The sequence below is a fragment of the Acinetobacter sp. V89_7 genome, assembly GCF_029967895.1.
GTDB classification, from domain to species: Bacteria; Pseudomonadota; Gammaproteobacteria; order Pseudomonadales; family Moraxellaceae; genus Acinetobacter; species Acinetobacter soli.
In genome coordinates, this window is sequence record NZ_JASCAJ010000018.1 from 74,887 (window position 1) to 95,020 (window position 20,134).

Sequence of the window (20,134 nt, forward strand, 5' to 3'; positions counted from 1 at the left end):
GAAGTTTGTTTGGTTATTTCAGTATAGAAATAGATGAAGCAATTTCTGTTGCCGAGCGGCGATCTTATGTTTTGTGTCTTGCGAAAAGGAGGCAAATGAAGTGATTTTCCTTCAGCACTTCCTGCTCAAGAACTATAAGTCAGATCAGGGTAATTGTCAATTTCCATGCAAAAAAAATACGCTATCGAACAATAGCGTATTTGATGATGGTTCGTATAAATCGACTTATACGTTGTCATCGATAAATGCAGCAAGTTTTGAACGCGGTGCAGCGCCAACTTGTTGAGCAACCACTTCACCATCTTTGAAAAGTAAAAGTGCAGGGATGTTGCGAATGTTGTATTTCACTGCAGTATCTTCACATGCAGTTACATCCACTTTTACAATTTTGACTTTACCTTCGTATTCACGAGACAGGTCTTCAAGAACAGGTGCAATTGCTTTACAAGGTGCACACCAGCCTGCCCAGAAATCTACAAGAACGGGAGTTTCAGCATCTAAAACGTCTGCTTGGAAGTTAGCATCAGTTGTATTTACAATAGTGGCAGACATAGGTCGCTCCAAATTTATTTTTTGCGGATATAGAAGTTAGACAAATACAGAAATTAAGTATGACATAACCTTCTAGATCAATATAAGGGTTGATTCGTATTATTCAAGGTTATGTGAATTTTGTCTAATGGATGCTTGCGATACTTGTAATCGTAATCCACTATCGTAAAATGGCGATCTAAGGGGAAATCAAGCTTAAAAGATCAGCGAAATGGCTTTTCAATTGGGTGCGTGTGAATTAATCTTAGCGACAATTTTATAAAGGTTTATATCAATAATGGCTGATTTTTTGATAGATGAAGAATTACTTGCTGCCATCGATATGGGATCGAACAGTTTTCACTTGGCCATTGCACGTGTAGATCATGGCGAAGTAAAAAAAGTGGCTTCTATGTCAGAAAAGGTTCAGCTGGCAGCGGGCCTAGATGAAAATAAAAATTTAACCGAAGCTGCACAACAGCGGGGACTTGCATGTCTGGCTCGTTTTGTCGGACGTTTAGGGTCGGTGCAGCCCAACCGTTTACGAATCGTGGCGACCAATGCGCTTCGACAAGCCAAAAATGGTCATGAATTTATTCAGCGTGCGGCTGAAATTTTACCTAAACCCATTGAAATTATTGCAGGGCGTGAAGAAGCTCGCCTGATTTACTTGGGCGTATCGCATACCATGGCCAATGGTGGGCGTCGTTTGGTCGTCGACATCGGCGGCGGGTCGACCGAATTTATTATTGGCGAAGAATTTGAGCCGATTCAAACTGAATCCTTACAAATGGGCTGTGTGGCATTTACTAAAGCTTATTTCGCTGAAGGGGAAATCAGCGTCAAGATTTTTGATAAGGCTGTCGTGGCTGCACGCAAAGAGCTTTCGGCAATTGCCAATATCTATAAAGCTGAAGGGTGGGATACCGTTGTGGGATCCAGCGGTACCATCAAGGCGGCCAAACAGATCATGGTCAATATGGGGCTAAGCGACGAGCAAGAAAATGTTACGCGTGAGGGCCTTGAAAAATTAAAAGACAAATTATTGAAGTTTCGTCATATCAGTGAAATTGATTTTGAGGGACTAAAAGAAGATCGACGAGCAGTTTTGCCAGCTGGATTGGCCATTTTGTTCGCAGTATTTGATGTTTTGAATATTGATAAACTCGCTTATTCAGACGGCGCACTGCGTGAAGGGGTGATGTACGATCTGCTTGGGCGCTTCAAACATGAAGACATTCGTGACCGCAGTGTACAGGCCTTAATGGGGCGCTACAATGCTGACACCAAACAGGCCGAGCGAGTGGTGAATACTGCACAGCAACTCTTTGATCATGTTGCTGGTCGTCTGGATTTACTCAGTGAAGACAGTGACTTATTGCGTCGCGCTGCCTATTTACACGAAATTGGTTTGGCCATCAGTCATGGTGGATACCATCGCCATGGTGCATATTTATTGCAACATTCTGATATTCCCGGCTTTTCACAAATTGATCAAAACCATCTGTCGCATCTGGTTGCACATCATCGCCGTAAATTGCGCAGTGATGTTAAAACCGATGTTTTAAAGGTGGGTGGGGTCAAACTGATGTATTTATGTTTACTTCTTCGTCTTGCTGTTTTACTCAACCATAGTCGCAGTGATCAGATGCTTCCTGCCATTGAATTAAACATTGTAAATGATCAACAATGGCAACTTAGCGTTTCTGGTGATGCCAAACAATGGCCATTGCTGGTTGCCGATTTGCATGATGAGCAAGAGCAATTTAAGCACTGGGACATTGAGTTGAATATTCAGTCGGAAAAATTTATCGATTAACTCGATTTGGTTAATTTAGGGATAATGCTCGACTTATGAAAAATAAAGCTGCTCAGTCTAAAGCGTGGACAACGGTTCAAATTGCGCGACACCCAGATCGTCCGCAGTTTTTAGATTATGTCGGTGAAATCTTCACTGAATTTGATGCGCTGCACGGTGACCGTCTATTTGGTGATGACGGTGCGATGGTGGGTGGTTTGGCTCGCTTTGAAGGTCGTCCTGTGATGGTCGTGGGTCAACATCGTGGCCGTAGTACACGTGAAAAACTCAAGCACAACTTCGGGATGTGTAATCCTGAAGGCTACCGCAAATCACAACGTTTGCTCGATATGGCAGAACGTTTTAACCTGCCGGTATTTACGTTTATTGACACCATGGGTGCTTATCCGGGTGTAGGTGCAGAAGAGCGCGGTCAAGCTGAAGCAATTGCAACCAGTTTGGCACAGCTTTCAAGCCTAAAAGTACCTGTGATTGCTACCGTATTGGGTGAAGGTGGTTCAGGTGGTGCACTAGGAATTGGTGTGGCAGACCGCGTTATCATGTTATCGCATAGTATTTATTCAGTGATTTCACCTGAAGGCTGCGCATCGATTTTGTGGAAAACGGCTGAAAAAGCAGAACAAGCCAGTGATGCTTTGGCATTGACCGCAGATAAACTACAAAAAATCGGTATTGTAGAGTATGTGGTCGATGAAGGTGAAGGCGCGCATGTCAATCCAGATCAAGTTATGCAAAATCTGCAAGTCGTGTTAAAACAAGCGCTCGATGAATTGCTAGCTATGGATGCAGATGAACGATGCGAAGCGCGTTACCAACGTTTAATGAAATTTGGCAGCGAAAATTTAGGCATCGCCTCTTAATACAGGCCCAGCAATTCTCTGCTGATTCGGTCTTTCTCATTGGATGCAGTGGTGGTATGGATTCCATGCTACTGCTGCATGTAATGTGTGAACTCTTTCCTCATAACATTCGTGCCATTTATATCGACCATCAGCTGCAATCGAGCAGCCGTGCATGGGGCGATTTTATCCAGAATTTTGCACAGCAACGCCAGATTCCAGTCACCATCCAACCCGTCGATGTTGAGGCAGGCAACCTTGAAAATCAGGCACGTCAAGCACGTTATGCTGCCTTTTTACGCCATGCACAGCCCAATGATATTCTGGTGTTGGCACATCATCAAAACGATCAGGCCGAAACCGTATTACTGCGCCTCCTTTCAGGCACTGGTGTTCAGGGCTTAGCGGCCATGAAGGAACACGATCATATTCAGACACTTCGTCGCTGGCGTCCTTTTTTATCACTGTCTCGGCAGCAGATTCAGGCGTGGGTAGATCAACTTGCATTGCCTTATGTACAAGATGAGACCAATTTTGACACACGCTATGATCGTGCTTGGTGTCGGGAGCAGCTTTGGCCGCTACTGGAACAACGCTTTCCCAAGATGCAAGACGCGGTTGCGCGTACCAGTGTATTGATGCAAGACGCGCAAACCATTTTAGATGAGGTGTTGCAACAAGATTTAGCTGCTACAGGTTCGGACAACCATCTGATGCTGCAACCATTTTTACAGCTTTCAGCTGCCCGCCAGAGGCAACTGTTATCGTTTTGGATGAAAGGCAAAGAAACTTACAGGCCTTCTCTGGATATGGTGAACCGTCTGCAAGAGGAAGTCATTCACGCTAAAGCCGATGCTCAAGCTGCCTTACATTGGAACGGTTTTTATTATATTCGCTATCAGCAGATTTTGCATCGTATTGCACATGCCGCTTATACCGCTCAAACATTGCCTCAGCAGCAAACACTTGCTGACTTGAAACTCGATCACATGCTTGAGTTGTCATCGGGTCGTTATATCTTAAAAGCAGCAGATATTGGACTATCTAAAGCTCTTCTGGCACGTGAGCTCACTGTGCTTGCACGTCAGGGCGGCGAAAAGATTCATCTTTATGGTCGGGTTGGACATTGGCCACTTAAAAAAGCGATTCAAGACGCACAAATTTTCCCTTGGTTACGTCACACAATTCAAATATTGCTGGTAGAAAATGTTATGCTAGGGGTTTTTACGCCCAATGGGTTTTGGCTGGCACAATCTGACTATTGTGAAGTCGGGGGATGGCAACCTTATTTAATTTCTGACGTCAATCATTTGCGAGTTGAGCATAATTCATGAGTGCGACATTAAATTCAAATATCACATTTATTGGTGGTGGTAATATGGCGCAAGCCCTGATTGGGGGGCTGGTTGCGCGTGGATTACCCTCAACTCGGATTACCGTTTCTGATCCGGTCGAAGCAATTCGCCAAGTACTTCAAGAAAAAGAAATTCATGCCATCGATGATAATCTTCAAGCGATTAAAAATGCAGATGTTGTGGTATTGGCTGTTAAACCGCAGGTATTGGCTCAGGTACTTAAGCCACTTCAAGGCTTGTTTGAAGATAAACTGATTGTGTCTGTGATTGCTGGTGCAGAGATTGCAACGATTGCCGCTTTAACCGGAGCCGAGCGTATTGTGCGTGTAATGCCCAATACACCTGCTTTGGTACAAACGGGTGCACATGGCTTGTATGCACACGAGACAGTCAGTGCAAAAGATCGTGAACTGGCTAGCCAAATTCTAGCAGCTACAGGTCTGACCATCTGGGTACAGTCTGAGGCACAGATCGATGCAGTCACAGCGGTTTCTGGCTCTGGTCCGGCGTACTTTTTTTACCTGATGGAAAGCATGATCCGTGCGGGTAAAAACATGGGACTAGATGAAAAAGTTGCCACCGCATTGACGCTGCAAACCGCATTGGGTGCAGCGCAAATGGCCATTACCAGTTCGAGCACTCCGTCTGAGTTAAGAAAAAATGTGACTTCTCCAAACGGAACGACTCAGGCCGCACTTGAAGTATTTGATCGTGCTCAAATCTCTCAAAATATTCAGGCTGCGCTTGCCGCAGCGCAAAAAAGAAGTCAAGAGTTAGCCCGCGAGCTCAGCGACAGCACCAAAACGACTTAAGTAGGATAGGAACACTATGGCGAGTTCTGCGCTCATTTTTGGTATTTTAATTAATGTTGCCATTTTATTGGTATTTTTTCGATTTCTCATCCAGTTGACCGGGGTTACTCCCTATAATCCTGTGGTTTTATCTACTGTTAAAGCCACCAAAATTGTAGATATTTTTAGCCGTATTTTCCCAACGGTTGCCAAAGGCCGCGTGAATCTTGCAGCGATTGCGCTGTTGGTCATGCTGTATTTACTTAAGATTTTTGGTGTGATGTATCTTTCGGGTGCAATGCCAAATAGTCCGATTCATTTGCTGATTCTGACTTTTGTCACCATGATTCAGGATTTAATCCGTTTTTGTCGTTACCTGATTTTTGCTACGATTATTTTGAGCTGGGTGGTGATGTTTACCCAGTCTCGCTCGCCTTATATCGAAGTGATTCAAGAGCTTGCCGAACCTTTACTGGCACCTTTTCGCCGGTTATTGCCAAACATGGGCATGATTGATTTATCGCCTATTTTGGCCTTTTTGGCGTTGTATATTGCTGAAATTTTGATGAATGAAGTGGCTAAAGTTCTTCTGACCGGACTATAAGTTGCTTTAAAAAAAGGCCGATTTGATCGGCCTTTTTTTTATGGAACATGCTTAATGGGCTTCTTCCCAGTTTAAACCTTTACCGACTTCCACCAGTAAAGGAACCGAAATATCGACCACCGATTGCATGGTGGCTGCAAGCTGTGGTGCAAGCTGGTCTGCAACTGCCGCATCGACTTCAAAAACCAGTTCATCGTGTACTTGAAGCAGTAACTTGGCTTGATCTTTTGGCAGCATTTTATCGACTTTAATCATCGCCAATTTAATAATATCGGCAGCACTGCCTTGCAGCGGCGCATTAATTGCGGCACGCTCGGCACCTTTACGTACCATCATGTTGCGTGCATCGATATCTGGCGTATATAAGCGTCGTCCTAAAATGGTTTCGACAAAACCTTGCTCCAGTGCAATCTGGCGCGTGCGCTGCATGTATTCATAAATACCCGGGTAGCGCTGGAAGTATTGCTTGATATAATTTTGCGATTCTTCACGAGTGAATCCCAATTGACGAATCAAACCAAATTCAGACATACCATAGAGCAGGCCAAAATTGACGGCCTTGGCTTGTCGGCGCTGATCATTGGTGACGTCTTCCAGTGCGATGTTGAGTACTTCTGCCGCGGTACGTCGATGTACGTCCTGACCATTTTTAAACGCGTCAAGTAAGGCGTCATCCTGAGAAAAGTGCGCCATTAAACGCAATTCAATCTGTGAGTAATCGGCAGCCAACAATACTCGGCCTTCAGGTGCAATGAAGGCTTTACGAATTTGACGACCAATTTCACCGCGAATTGGAATATTTTGTAGGTTCGGATCAGACGATGACAGACGGCCTGTCGCAGTCAAGGCCTGATGATAACTGGTATGAACCCGATGCGTTTCGTTATGAGACTGCTCGACCAAACGGTCGGTATACGTGTTTTTGAGTTTAGAAAGCGTGCGGTGTTCTAAAATCACCTCGGCAATCGGATGGTCAACTTTTTCCAAAATGCTTTCACTGGTACTGTGTTGTCCGGTGGCCGTTTTTTTGCCGCCTTTAAGCCCCATCTTATCGAACAGGATTTCACCCACCTGTTTGGGTGAGCTGACATTAAAGGTTTCACCAGCCAGTTCGATGGCCTGATCTTCAAGTCCTTGAATGGTGTTTGTGAATTCCCCACTTAACCGACCCAGAAAGTCATGGTCAAGTTTAATACCTGCTTCTTCCATTCCGGCCAAGATACGCGCTACAGGGACTTCAATCTGGTACAAAAGCTGTTCAAGTTCTGGACTCTGTTTGAGTTTTTGCGCCAGTACCTCATAGAGTCGGTAGGTGACATGCGCATCTTCTGCGGCATAATGCGCAGCCACTTCAAGATCAATCTGATTAAAGGTTTTTTGTTTAGCGCCTTTACCTGCAATTTGCTCAAAGGTGGTGGTGAGGTGACTTAAATAGACCCGTGCCACATCATCCATACCATGTCGTGTCGCGACCGAGTTCAGCACATAAGAGGCCAGCATGGTATCGAAGTACCAGCCTTTAAGTTCAATGCCATGATTCGCAAAGATATGTGCATCATACTTAAGATGATGGCCAATTTTACCAACCTGTTCATCTTCTAAAATGGGTTTAAGCTGAGCCAGTACCTGCTCACGGTTCAATTGTTCAGGTGCGTGTTTATAGTCATGAGCCAATGGTACGTAGTAGGCGTCTTGTGCATCAAACGCCACAGAGAAGCCCACCATTTGTGCTACACGATAATCTAAACTGGTGGTTTCAGTGTCGATTGCGAAGCGCTTTTCGCTCTGGAAGCGTTGCAATAAGGCATCCCAAGCAGCTTGTGTTAGTACTGTATGATAATTTGCCGTGCCAAGTTGATCATCTTCACTGGTCAGGCTGGCCTGATCTTCAGTTTCAATCACAGGTGCAGCATATATCTTTTCAATTTCTTGATTAGCTGCTTTGTAGCTACTGCTTACCGGATTATTGGGATGATCTAGCGACTGTAACTGGTTTCTAAATTCAAGCTCGGTATATAAATTGCGCAAACTTTCCACATGCGGTTCACGTAGTTGTAAGTCGTCCCAAGTCAGTGCAATATCGAGATCACACACAATACTGGCCAACTGATGGTCAATCGCAATACCATCTGCATGTTCCTTGATGTTTTGCCCGACTTTTCCCTTAATCTTGTCGACATTCTCCAATATACCGCCAATCGAGCCATATTCTGTAAGTAATTTGGCTGCGGTTTTTGCGCCTACGCCCGGTACCCCCATAATGCCATCCGAGGCATCGCCCATCAGGGTGAGGTAGTCAATAATCTGATTTGGCCAGACACCAAACTTCTCAAATACACCCTGAATATCCATAGGTTTGTCTTTGAAGCTGTCTTCAAGCGTGACTTTTTCAGTCACAAGCTGTGCCATGTCTTTGTCGCCCGTCGAAATCAGAACTTGATGTCCTTCCTTTTCAGCGCGTTTGGCCAGTGTTCCAATCACATCGTCGGCTTCTGCACCCGGGAGCATATACAGCGGAATTCCCAAGGCCTTAATCAAGGCATGCAAATAAGGGATTTGCTGTGCGAGTTCCTCTGGCATGCTTGGACGATCACCTTTATAAATTGGCGAAAGTTCGTGACGAAATGTCGGTTCAGGAGTATCAAAAATCACAGCCATGTGCGTCGGCTGGGTACGACGCATTAACTTTTGAATGGCGGAAATGGCACCACGAATGGCATTGGTCTGAAGGCCTGTTGACGTGGTCAAGGGGGGAAGTGCATGAAACGCACGAAACAAAAAGTATGAGCCATCAACCAAGACAAATGGTGGCATTGAACATTTCCTCACAAACAATTGGCTCTTATTCTACGTGAAAAAGCATCAAAATGCTGAGATTCACTTTTACGGTTGTTTTGTATGTCTAAATATACGCTCAAGACATCATGGTTTAAAATGAGAGTTCAATCCATGTGTTTGTTTTTTTGATCATGTATAAAAACGATAAACAAAAGATCAGCATCATCGTGCTTATGCTGGGCGTGGGCACAGTGATGAGCTATGTACTTCACGCGGCAAATCTAGCGGTTGTGCTGGGTACATTGATGCTGTTTGTGCTGATGTATTATCTCAATCGTTTAGACAAACGCCTTCAGCAGCTTGAGCAGCACCATGCGGTTGCCTTTTCAGTCACATCTATGCGTGGTTGGCAGTCTGGTGTTTGGCTGGGTGTATTGATCGCACTGATCGGTGGGTTTATTGGCGTTGTATGGATGCCAATCCTTGGTGCCGTGATCGGACTGTGGAGCTTGTTGCAGATGTTTAATGCTCTGAGGGAGCGTTTAAATCATATTGAATCTCTCACATCCACACAGCACACAGATCGTCAGGTTTCTGATACAGCGTTCGATCGCCTAAAGACCGATCCATCAATTTCATCTTCTTCATCTGTACTCTCGACCTCGGCGCATCCCATTCAGGATGCGCAGTCACAACATACGCTACAGCCGCAGAATGTATTTTTATCTGAAGTCGCGCCATCGACTAATGCAGTATTAGCTCAGACCAAAACTTCAAATGCAGCAACATGGTGGCAGCCTGTTCAACACTGGTTATTGCACGGTAATCCAATTTTGCGTGTCGCGATTGTGGTGCTGATGATCGGGGTCGTGCTGTTGCTTCGTTTTGCCAGTGAGCACTGGCAATTAAGTTTGAGTGTGAAATTGCTGGTCATTGCACTAACGGGCGGTGCGGCGACAGTGCTTGGATTTTACTTGCGTCATAAAAATGCACTGTTTGCAGTGGCTTTACAAGGTGCAGGCCTTGCCATCATTTTCTTAACCTTGGTATTTGCGCATCACTTTGAGGTTATTAAAGAGCTGATGACCGCTAGCCTGTGTTTCGCAGTCTTACTGCTAATCACGATTGCCCTCAGCCTCTTTCAAAATGCACTGTATTTATCGATACTGGCACTGTCGATGGCCTATCTTGCGCCTCTTTTGATTCCACAGTACCACCCAGAGAGTGTGTTTTTACTCAGTTATTATTTGATCATCAACCTTGCGGTTGCGGCGATTAATTTTGTCAAACCATGGAAGCTGCTTCATCAATTGGCTTTTGTGGCCACGGGTCTGATTGCGGGAAGTTATATCAGTATATATGCCAAGCCCGAGCAATATGCGGTTTTAGATCAAATTCTCTGGCTGCATATCGGATTATTTATCTGGCTAAGCATACGTTATAGTCAATTAATTAAAAAAGAATATCTAAGCCTTAAAGCACACAACCAGTTTGTGTTGCCGCCGTTAATAGATGTAGGGCTGATATTTAGTGTGCCTATTCTGGGTTTTTCAATGCATGCGGTCTTGATGCAGCAGTCAAGTACGGCACTGACATTGGGAGCACTGGCACTCGGTGTGACCTATAGCGGACTCGCGTGGTGGATCAAGCAAAAACAATCAGAATTGTCGGTACTGGCCAAAAGCTTTTTTATCTTGGCAGTGGCCTTTATTTCTTTAATTTTTCCACTCTGGAAAGGTGCGCACTGGAGTGCTGTAGGTTGGGTGGTGCAGGGGGCTGCACTGATTGTGTGGGGCGTGACTGAGCGTTATTCAGTTAGTCGTTATTTAGGTTGTGTTTTGGTATTTTTAAGTTCTTTGGCACTATTTGATCAGTTTTGGTCTGTTCAGGGATTTCCGACGTTAAGCACCACCATTTATGCAATTGCCCAGTTTGTTGCTGCCTACTTTTTGTTTCAATTTGCCGAGCAGCAAAAACAACCGCCTATTTTGGCCAGTCTCTTTTTGGCTTTGGGGCTTTACGCTGGCGCATTGGCTGGTGTACACGCCTTGGCATGGCAATCGAGTGGTTTAAGTCCATATTTAGCGATCAGCGCGCTGTTGTTGTTTGGATTTGCTCGTTTTGTCGCGGCCAGAAAACAAAATACTAGCCATACGGCAGAACTCATTTTAGCTACGGTCTTACTGTTACTCAGCTACGTAGAACTGGTTAACTATGGTTTGTTTGCAAGTTTTAAATGGCTGAACTTGATTCAGCAGTTGAATTTTGTGGTGGCACAAGGGTTCGTGTTGTTGTTGTTTTTACGTACCACGCGTTACGCTGACGCTTCCTTAATCATGCAGCATGTTGCTGCTTCGGTGGTCTGGTCAGCACTTGCAGCACTCGGTCCAGTGCTGTGGCCAGCAGAAGCTATTTTATCTTTGGCACTCGCTCCGATGGTGTATGCAATGGTCTGTATGTCTCGGGGTACTTCAGGTGTAATGCAGTATCCTGCGGTATGGGGCATCACTTGGATTTGGCTCATTGTGGTGAGTTTGCAGCAAGCGCCATTTACCGCGTATCTATTGCCTGTGTTGAATCCGGTAGATGGATTGTCATTGATGGTACTGATGGCTTTACTCTGGGCAATTTACCGAAAAGAATTTTTGCCTCAACAGCATGGCTTAGAGTGGGCGAGTAAAGTCATAAGCATTTTAATGGCTCTTTTGGTACTCAGTAGTATCGTGGTGCGTGCATTACATGTTTATCTGGGAACACCGCTTTGGGGGATATTGATCTGGTCGAATGGTGCAGTACAACTGAGCCTGACTTTGCTGTGGGTCATTTTGGCCTTTGTGTTGATGACTTTTTCCAGCCAAAGACACATTCGTCAGATCTGGTTTGTCGGTGCAGCCTTACTGGGAATTGTGGTGATCAAACTGGTCAGTCTGGATTTGTCACAAAGTGGCACCTTAACTCGAGTGGTTTCGTTTATTGGTGCTGGAGGTGTGATGCTGGTCATTGCTTATCTGGCGCCTTTACCGCCTATTGAGAATAGGGATATAGAGAAAAAAACCGATGATCATAAATAGCTTAAAAATTCTATTTTTTGTCGTGATGATTTTAGGATGCTTGTATCTGTTGATGTGGGCATTTCATGGCTTTCCGATGCCTTCTGATTCATCTTCTGCTATTTCATCATTGGAATACAAAATTGAGATGGATGTGTCACCTAGTTGTATGGTTACACATCCTAGTGAATATTGTAGTTAATGGGATTTAAGCTTTAGGTTCACGCTTAAGTGACTCTTTATTGGCATATTGATCAATTTCATCTTCGTTTAGCGCGCTAATGGGCGGGCGATCAACAAAGCCCATCTTCGGTACTGGAATTTCAATTTGGTTTTCTAAAAAGCCATTGCGGATGCGTTCTTGCAATTCATCACGTGATTTTAAGAAAAATTCCTGCCTGCACCATACGGTAAATAAAAGCTCGATTGAAGATTCACGAAAAGCGGTAACGGTCACCTCAGGTTTCGGTTCATCTAGAGCCAATGGGTATTTAGATGCCACATCCAACAATACCTTGCGAACTTTCATGATGTCTTCTTGGAAGTTGATGGCTAGTGTAATGGGAATTCGTCGAATCGGATACTTTGACAGATTCATTACGGGTGCACGAATCAGTTGCTCGTTTGGCAAACGTACATATACATTATCTAAGGTGAGCAGTTTGACCGACAGCAAATCGATTGAAATGACTTCGCCTTCAATGGTTTGACCACGTATCAGCGTAATCTGAATGGTGTCACCTACCTCAAAAGAGCCTTCACCAATCAGGAATAGTCCACTAATCAAGTTACTGGCCGAAGTTTGCGAGGCAAAACCCAGCGCTACGGTAAGAATCCCTGCTGCGCCTAAAAATACACTGAGCTTAAAGCCCGCTTCTTTTAGGCTGGCCATCACAAAGATTAAGAAAATAAAATAAAAAATCCCGCGTCGCCACACCATGCTTTGATGGGCATTAAAACGATGCCCAATGGTACGAATAAAGGTATTCGAGACCAGTCGGGCAATGATAAACCCGATTAAACACAGTACCAGTGCAACCAGCAATTCGCTCAGACGGTCCAGATTGATATTGGTAAAAATCCCTTTAAGACTCACGGCAACATCTTTGGGGATATTGGAATCAGCCATACTACGTCCTAGAAAAATGAATCAAACATATTAAACAATGCACCACCTGGTGAACGCGGTGGATGTACATAAATGACTTCACCGGCCAAAGGTGGCGTCCGGTTTTCAATCCGAATACGCGGTGGCTTGTCGTAGCCTTCATGCAAAACTTTAATTTGTGAGGTCCATAAGCGCTGTGTACTTTCACTGTAAAACAGAGGCAATGCAGCCACGGGGACATTCATCCGGTCAAATCGCAATTGCTGACTGCTGGTGTTGTGGAATTCGACAGGGGTTACGGCACGAAAGGCGCGTGGCTTGAGTTGGTTGATATCGGTACGCCCATCTACTGCGGTGGCATAACAGATTTCACCATTACGACGATCTGGGCCAAACCAAGTATCTTTAGGCTGAATCACCGGAAGATCAAACAATGGTTCGCGCTGACCCTCGACAAATCCTGCGATCCAAAGTGGCGTACTGATATATAAAGTACCGCGCTGGCCTGCCGGAATATAAATAGGATCGACTGGCTTAATCACCACAGAACGATCTGCAAGGCGTGGCATTAGCTGAAAGGTTTCATGGGTTTTTTTAAACATGTAGCGTTCAATTTTACGCGGCTGTGGGCAGGCAAAATTGGTATCGGTAATTGAATGCCAGTTTTGTTCGTAATCGTATTGATATTGCGGACGATGATATTCTAGCCGCCATTCATTGATCCCACGCGTCAATCGAAAAAGCAGAGAACCAAATTGCCAAGCTTTGACTTGGTGTAATTCAAATGTATGCTCGCCCCACCATTTTAAATGTGGGGATGCAAGCTCTTGAAGGTCATGTTGTTGAGTCAAGTCGAAAAAATCCTCTGCTGAGTTTATCTAAAACGGACTTCACGCTGTCATACGCTTAGAGTACACTCAAAACTATCTTTATGATCATTATAAATTTGTGATGCAAATACTCAAACAAATACAAATTCCTTATAGTTTTGCAAAACGTCATGGTGTCTTGTTGAGATACGACGGTGATCAGGTTTTTATTGTTCGAAAACAAACAACCGCATGGATTGCATTACAAGAAGCACGCCGAATCGTGGGCAGGGCGGCACAATATGAACTCTGTGACGAGCAAAAGTTTAATGCCTTGCTCAGTTCTAGCTATGCTGGAGATCGTGGAGAGTCGCAGCAGGTCGCTGCAGGGCTAGAAGATCATCCTGACTTATTGAGTCTGGCAGACCAAGTACCCGAAGCAGAAGATTTGATGGATCAGGAGGATGATGCTCCGATTGTTCGTCTGATCAATGCCTTACTGTCAGAAGCAATTCGCGTCAATGCATCGGATATTCATATTGAGGCATTTGAGAAAAAGCTTTCCGTGCGGTTGCGTGTCGATGGTCAATTACGTGAAATTGTGCAGCCGCGCCGTGAACTGGCACCACTGTTGGTGTCACGGATTAAGGTAATGGCTAAGCTGGATATTGCTGAAAAACGCATACCTCAAGATGGCCGTATTTCTTTGCGTTTGGCTGGCCGTGAAGTCGATGTGCGTGTCTCGACTTTACCGTCATCGCATGGTGAGCGGGTAGTGATGCGATTGCTCGATAAGCAGGCCGGTCGTTTAAATATGACGCATTTGGGGTTGATGCCCGAAGATTATGAGCGTCTGGATTATTTGGTCCATCGTCCACATGGGATTATTTTGGTCACGGGGCCTACAGGTTCAGGAAAAACCACGACACTTTACGCGGCTCTATCTGATTTAAATGACAATACTCGAAACATTCTAACGGCTGAAGATCCAATCGAATATCAGCTAGAGGGGATTGGTCAGACGCAGGTGAACAATAAAGTCGACATGACATTCGCGCGTGCCTTAAAGGCCATGTTACGGCAAGATCCAGACGTGGTCATGGTCGGTGAGATTCGTGATCTTGAAACGGCTGAAATTGCAGTTCAAGCCTCACTGACGGGTCACTTGGTTTTATCTACCTTGCACACCAATACGGCCATTGGCGCCGTGACACGTTTAAAAGATATGGGAATTGAACCCTTTTTATTGTCGAGTTCATTAATTGGTGTGATTGCACAGCGACTGGTTCGAACTTTATGTTCGCACTGCGCTTCATGGCGCGAGGCAGACGACTTCGAACGGCAAATTTTTCAAAACGTACAATCTGATCGAACACATCTTCAATTACCAGAAGCTCAAGGGTGTGAACATTGCTCCTATCTTGGATTTACTGGTCGAACAGCCATTTATGAAATTGTCCCTATCGATGAACATATCCGTCGTCTAATACATGGCAATGCTGCCGAATTTGAACTAGAAGCCTATGCGCGTCGTAGCGCAGGTTCAATCCGAGACGACGGGCTCAAAAAAGTACTGGCGGGTAAAACCACACTCGAAGAAGTACTTCGTGTGACCAATCAAGCTGAAGAATAAAAAAAGCACCTCAATGGAGGTGCTTTTTTACAAACTGCTCAATCAATTAAGCATCGGTAACAATATTGAAATCGACATCAATGTTATTACGTGTTGCATTTGAGTATGGGCAGACAATATGCGCAGCATCGACCAGTTTTTTCGCTTCATCTGCGTCCATGCCTGGCAAGTGAACATGAAGTTTGACTTCAATACCAAATCCAGTTGGGATTGGACCAATACCAACGTCGCCTTCAACTGAAGCGTCTTTTGGAATATTGAATTTGTCACGGTTGGCAACAAACTTCATGGCACCAAGGAAACATGCAGAGTAGCCAGCTGCAAAAAGTTGTTCTGGGTTGGTACCACCACCTGCACCGCCCATTTCTTTAGGCACGGTCAGTTTTACATCCAAGATATTGTCTGAAGATGTTGCTCGACCATCACGGCCACCGGTTGCTTTAGCGTGTGCTGTGTATACAACTTTTTCTAATGACATTTTAAAACCACCTTTAATTTGTGTACAAATATATCGTACACGATATAAATAGGTGTGCAAGAGGTTTTTTTGTAATCAAATGCATTTATTTGCTGATATTTGTACGAAGTGCTTCGAGCTGAGACTTAAGCTGCATTAATTCATCTAAATCACATGCACTGGCTTGGGCGAGCTGATGCGGAATGTCTAGCGCCTGTGATTTAAGCTGTGCGCCTTGATCTGTGAGTGAAATAATCACTTGACGCTCATCGCGCTTTGATCGCTGGCGTGTGAGGAGTTGTAACGATTCGAGTTTTTTTAACAGGGGTGTCAGGGTAGACGATTCTAAAAACAATTGTGCACCAATATCCGATACCGTTATATGATCCTTTTCCCAAAGCACCAGCATGACCAAATACTGTGGGTAGGTGAGTCCGAGGGGGGCCAGTAACTTACGATATAGCTGATGCAGCGCCAAATTGGTTGAATAAATCAAAAAACACAATTGATTATCAAGATGTAAAATAGAACTGTCTTGCTGCATAAAGGCCTCATGAGTCATTTGGCAAGTCTCAAGTATAGCCTTGTTTTCGCTATAACGACCAGTCAAGCGATGGCTTAGAAAGAAATAGAAATGAATTAAAACTGGATGAGCTTGCGATGCTGCATTAAGGGCATTGATTCACGAATCTGCTGCTGCTCAGCACTGTCAAAATCAACTGTGATTAATCCTGCACCATCGTTTTGAATAATATCCAGCAGTTGTCCGCGACTATTCGCCGCAGCAGTGTGTCCCCAAGTTTGACGTTTTTCACCATGCCAGCCTTGTTGCGCGGCACCGAGTACATGGCATTGTGTATCCATTGCACGTGCTTGCAACAAGAGCTGCCAATGCATCTGACCCGTGGTATAGGTAAATGCAGCAGGTGCAGTTAATATCTGTGCATTTTGGGCACGTAAACTTAATGCAAGTTCGGGGAAACGTAAGTCATAGCACACCATTAAACCAATATGTCCAAATGGTGTATTGACGACAACAGGCTGATCACCCGGTTCAAAAAACTTTGACTCCTGATAACCACCCACCGCGTCGCCAACCTGAACATCAAATAGATGAATTTTGTCGTAGCGAGCTTCTGTACCTTCGGGGCTAATACATAAGCTTGACGTTCTGACACGACCATCCCGAATCACACTACCATCTGGGCGAAACGGACAGGGTAATGTACCTGCAACAATCCAGATGTTGTGTCGATGAGCCAGTTCTTCCAACTGGGCTTGTATCGATTCAAATTGAGCAGCAGTTTCACGTTGTTTGCCGGCAGCAAAACAAATGAAATTTTCCGGAAAAACAATTAACTCAGCCTGTTTGGCTTTACTTTCCTCAATCAGAGATTCAACGATACAGAAATTTGCTCCAATATCGTTTTGAGAATTCATTTGTGCAACAGAAAGAAAAGTCATGAGGTATAAGTCCGTTTAGGCGTCAAGCATTTTGCTTGGTGCAGGCCTGATCCAGAGTATCTTGTTCTTTTTGTAGTTGTTTCACAAGCGGCTCAAACATATTTTGATTGTTTTCATTGAGTCGCATTAGGGTTTTGTGCGCATCTAATACCGTGGTCAACATGGCATTATGAGTGATATGTTCTTCGGTGAGTTCCAACGTGCATACGTTTGGATCGCCGCAATAATTCAAGATGACAAAAACCTGCCCAAGCCCCATGCTGTTGGCCAAGGTACTAATATCTGGGTTGGTCGACAGCATAACTGCCTGAATGTGGTGCGTTTGCTTAAGTTTAAGACCTAGCTTTGCCAGAATGCCGAGAACTGTACTGTCAATAAATGTCGTTCGGGTAAGATCTACGATCGCACCAACGACATTTTTCTGCTGTTCAATTCGGTTTAAAAGTTTATCAAGACTGATGCAAGATTGAGCACGCACTTCACCAATAAGTTTGAAAATATGCGTTCCATCTAAACTTGCATATTCAACATGACCTGTTGACATATAAATGCCATTTTCAGAGAAGGATAGCAAAATTATCACATAGGGTGAATCGATACTCAAGTGCTTGACAGTCGCATAATGATTTCAAAAGAATTAACCTATTGTTTTTTAAATTAATTCATTCTACATAAGCTTAAAATAGCAATGTCGTCTGCAACATGATCGGGTGCTTTGAATGATTGTTTTTGCAAATGATCGAGGAGTTGGGAAAACTGTTCATTCAATCCACCATCAAAAGGCTCAAGTGCACCGTCCGAGCAAACAATAAAACGTGTATGACGACTTAATGTACATTCATGTTCTTCAAAATCCAGCTCATCAGTCAGCCCTAAAGGGAAACTACTGGTGGTTAAAATTTTTGGTGGTTGATCGGGTTCAAAAATAATCGGCGGTGGATAATGACCAGCACTTGACCAGCGAATTTGATGCGTTTGCAGATTTAAAATACCCGCCACAATCGTAATATGTTTTTCGATATTCTCTTGTAACAGCATTCCATTTAGTTTTTTCAGCAATTGACGAGGTGTTTTTGAGCGGCCGTGAAATGCAGCCATCCAAGAAGTCAGTAGACTGCTGGTCACACCATGGCCTGAAACGTCGGCCAAATAAAACAAGACTTCTTTGTCATTGAGCTTCCAGTAATCGTACCAGTCTCCAGACAAATACGCAGAAGGCTGAAAAAAAGCTTCAATCTTGTAATCTAGTAAGTCAATTGGATTGGGAAGTAATTTTTTTTGTAATTCAGCAGCAGCGGGCAGATCACGACTGTCTTGGTTACGTTTATATTTGGCATCAATTTTCAATAATGCTTCATTCGAGTTTTTAGGCAGACTTCCCCAGATCCAGCCTGCTAAGGCACCCATTTCCCATGCTTGTGAAAGCGCGGCACCTTCATGTTCAAATCCAAGTACAATCGTTGGTAACGACCACTGATAGTGTAGATAATCCTGCACATCAGCAATCGCGATAATCGTTGGATCGTAAAGGTCGATATCTTCTATGTGAATCACTTGTAGATCGGGCAACGCCTGAAGCGTTTCGTCTAAATTATAAATAGAACGAGTCGGTTGAATGAGATACATAGAGGATTGAACACTGCCTTTACAAGAAAACCGTATTTACCATAGTAGTAGATGTACTATAGAAAACAAAAGATTGCTAGAAGATGTCACATCCAGATAGCAATCTTCTTATTGGAAATAACGTTAGGGTTGTGGTGTGTCGCTGTCGTCTGACCCGTCATCATCGGTATCCACAAAATTAATTTGTTCAGACGAGTTTCCTTTCTTCTCTGCAATCTGGAAATTTTTACGTTGCAAATACAAGTCGCGAATTAGAGCGTACTTATCACCTTGTAAAATTTGTTCGATATCGAGCACTTGAGCACGTGTGTCAATTGCTTGCAGCACGTTAGTAGACCAATACAAACCATCTTGATCGTCCATAATATATTTTTGTGGACGAGCCTGACTGTCTGCTGCTAAGCCAACAGTATCACGTAATGTACTTGGCCCAAAAAACGGCAACATTAAGAATGGACCAGACGGAACACCATAATAACCCAGCGTGACGCCAAAGCTTTCTTCTTCAGGTGGTAGTCCAAGTCGACGTGCAGGGTCTGCCAGACCAAGCGTAGTTAAGGTGTTAATTGTAAAACGTCCTAATGTTTTTGCCGCACGGGTTGGTCTGCCTTGAATTAGCTGATTGACTGCATTCCAAGGTTCGCCTAGGTTTTTTCTAAACTGACGATATGAACCTCTCACATCTTCAGGTGTTTTAGCCACATATTGTACGGCCACAGGGCGGATTACATTACGATCTAAATAATCATTAAAAGCATAAAACTGACGGTTTAAGGGCTGTAAAGGATCCTTCACTTCATCGGGCTGAGATGCTTTTGCATTTACCTTAAAGTCACTGGCTTTAACATTTTTTAATTCAGACTTGAGATTACGTAAAGATTGAAAGTGAGTTGATGATTGCGTAGAGGGTTCTACATCGGCTTGCATACTGTCAGAAGCCACAGCGTTGGCATTAGTATTTTGCTCCGCGGTGTCTTGGGCAAACACATAACCAGATAGACCTGCCGACAAGAGACCAGCAAAAAAAAGTTTTGAATAATGCATAGAATTCCTTAACCACCATCTCGAAGGTGAAAGCTTATATGATTTTAAATAAGATCATTTTTATTTAACAGTTTCCTTATAGCTACTATTAAAGCAAAAAAACTTTAAAAAAGGCATAAAAAAAGCAAAAAAGAACAAAAACTGTCCGTTTGAAAAAAAAGAAAGGCGAAAGGGGTTGTAAAGGAATGGAGATGGTGTAGAATGCACATCCATCGGCGGTGATGCA

General features: G+C 44.1%; 17 protein-coding genes. 7 read left to right on the forward strand and 10 right to left on the reverse strand.

Annotation, left to right across the window (positions count from 1 at the left end):
- Window positions 1-225: 225 nt before the first annotated feature.
- Entirely contained in the window at window positions 226-552 is a 327-nt protein-coding gene (gene trxA, locus QLG00_RS04115; protein ID WP_004940451.1) for a thioredoxin, read from the reverse strand.
- Window positions 553-829: 277 nt separating this feature from the next.
- Between trxA and ppx the strand changes: the two genes are divergently transcribed.
- Genes ppx through QLG00_RS04140 form a run of 5 tightly spaced genes read left to right on the forward strand, consistent with a single transcriptional unit; the run spans window position 830 to window position 5,939 of the window.
- Window positions 830-2,350 carry an exopolyphosphatase gene (gene ppx / locus QLG00_RS04120; protein ID WP_004945413.1) on the forward strand — a complete coding sequence of 507 codons (1,521 nt, stop codon included), beginning with the start codon at window positions 830-832 and terminating at the stop codon, window positions 2,348-2,350.
- A gap of 35 nt (window positions 2,351-2,385) precedes the next feature.
- Complete coding sequence (locus QLG00_RS04125; RefSeq protein ID WP_004940445.1) at window positions 2,386-3,210, forward strand: acetyl-CoA carboxylase carboxyltransferase subunit alpha; 825 nt, start codon at window positions 2,386-2,388, stop codon at window positions 3,208-3,210.
- Window positions 3,147-4,523 carry a tRNA lysidine(34) synthetase TilS gene (tilS, locus tag QLG00_RS04130; protein ID WP_282470547.1) on the forward strand — a complete coding sequence of 459 codons (1,377 nt, stop codon included), beginning with the start codon at window positions 3,147-3,149 and terminating at the stop codon, window positions 4,521-4,523. The genes QLG00_RS04125 and tilS overlap by 64 nt, the downstream gene beginning before the upstream one ends.
- Complete coding sequence (gene proC, locus QLG00_RS04135; RefSeq protein WP_004945418.1) at window positions 4,520-5,356, forward strand: pyrroline-5-carboxylate reductase; 837 nt, start codon at window positions 4,520-4,522, stop codon at window positions 5,354-5,356. Before tilS ends, proC begins: the two co-directional genes overlap by 4 nt.
- A 16-nt stretch (window positions 5,357-5,372) precedes the next feature.
- Complete coding sequence (locus QLG00_RS04140; RefSeq protein ID WP_048766454.1) at window positions 5,373-5,939, forward strand: YggT family protein; 567 nt, start codon at window positions 5,373-5,375, stop codon at window positions 5,937-5,939.
- Between the two features lie 51 nt (window positions 5,940-5,990).
- On the opposite strand, the gene polA is transcribed toward QLG00_RS04140, so the two are convergent.
- Window positions 5,991-8,753, reverse strand: coding sequence for a DNA polymerase I (gene polA / locus QLG00_RS04145; RefSeq protein ID WP_282470548.1), 2,763 nt, complete (start codon window positions 8,751-8,753; stop codon window positions 5,991-5,993).
- A gap of 155 nt (window positions 8,754-8,908) precedes the next feature.
- On the opposite strand from polA, the gene QLG00_RS04150 reads away from it, so the two are divergent.
- Complete coding sequence (locus tag QLG00_RS04150) at window positions 8,909-11,788, forward strand: DUF2339 domain-containing protein (RefSeq protein ID WP_282470549.1); 2,880 nt, start codon at window positions 8,909-8,911, stop codon at window positions 11,786-11,788.
- 187 nt (window positions 11,789-11,975) lie between these two features.
- Here the strand turns inward: QLG00_RS04150 and QLG00_RS04155 are convergent, their stop codons facing one another.
- Both QLG00_RS04155 and QLG00_RS04160 read right to left on the reverse strand, forming a co-directional pair.
- Entirely contained in the window at window positions 11,976-12,896 is a 921-nt protein-coding gene (locus QLG00_RS04155) for a mechanosensitive ion channel family protein (protein ID WP_004940428.1), read from the reverse strand.
- Between the two features lie 8 nt (window positions 12,897-12,904).
- Window positions 12,905-13,726: a hypothetical protein gene (locus QLG00_RS04160; protein WP_004940426.1), complete on the reverse strand. Its 822-nt coding sequence runs from the start codon at window positions 13,724-13,726 to the stop codon at window positions 12,905-12,907.
- Window positions 13,727-13,826: 100 nt separating this feature from the next.
- Between QLG00_RS04160 and gspE the strand changes: the two genes are divergently transcribed.
- Window positions 13,827-15,317, forward strand: a complete 1,491-nt coding sequence (gspE, locus tag QLG00_RS04165) for a type II secretion system ATPase GspE (protein WP_282470550.1) — start codon at window positions 13,827-13,829, stop codon at window positions 15,315-15,317.
- A 46-nt stretch (window positions 15,318-15,363) separates the two neighbouring features.
- Here the strand turns inward: gspE and QLG00_RS04170 are convergent, their stop codons facing one another.
- From QLG00_RS04170 to QLG00_RS04195, 6 genes are all read right to left on the reverse strand, one after another.
- A complete protein-coding gene (locus QLG00_RS04170) occupies window positions 15,364-15,795 on the reverse strand; it encodes an organic hydroperoxide resistance protein (protein WP_004940419.1) in 432 nt (143 codons plus the stop codon).
- 85 nt (window positions 15,796-15,880) lie between these two features.
- Window positions 15,881-16,318 (reverse strand): MarR family transcriptional regulator, encoded by a 438-nt coding sequence (locus tag QLG00_RS04175; RefSeq protein ID WP_004940417.1) that lies wholly within the window; start codon window positions 16,316-16,318, stop codon window positions 15,881-15,883.
- A gap of 95 nt (window positions 16,319-16,413) precedes the next feature.
- Window positions 16,414-17,238, reverse strand: coding sequence for a carbon-nitrogen hydrolase family protein (locus tag QLG00_RS04180; protein ID WP_282470551.1), 825 nt, complete (start codon window positions 17,236-17,238; stop codon window positions 16,414-16,416).
- Between the two features lie 22 nt (window positions 17,239-17,260).
- A complete protein-coding gene (gene gigB / locus QLG00_RS04185) occupies window positions 17,261-17,782 on the reverse strand; it encodes an anti-anti-sigma factor GigB (RefSeq protein ID WP_004940412.1) in 522 nt (173 codons plus the stop codon).
- 113 nt (window positions 17,783-17,895) lie between these two features.
- Window positions 17,896-18,864: an RsbU family protein phosphatase GigA gene (gene gigA, locus QLG00_RS04190; protein ID WP_004940408.1), complete on the reverse strand. Its 969-nt coding sequence runs from the start codon at window positions 18,862-18,864 to the stop codon at window positions 17,896-17,898.
- 123 nt (window positions 18,865-18,987) lie between these two features.
- Window positions 18,988-19,791, reverse strand: coding sequence for a VacJ family lipoprotein (locus QLG00_RS04195; RefSeq protein ID WP_162897613.1), 804 nt, complete (start codon window positions 19,789-19,791; stop codon window positions 18,988-18,990).
- Between the last annotated feature and the right edge of the window lie 343 nt (window positions 19,792-20,134).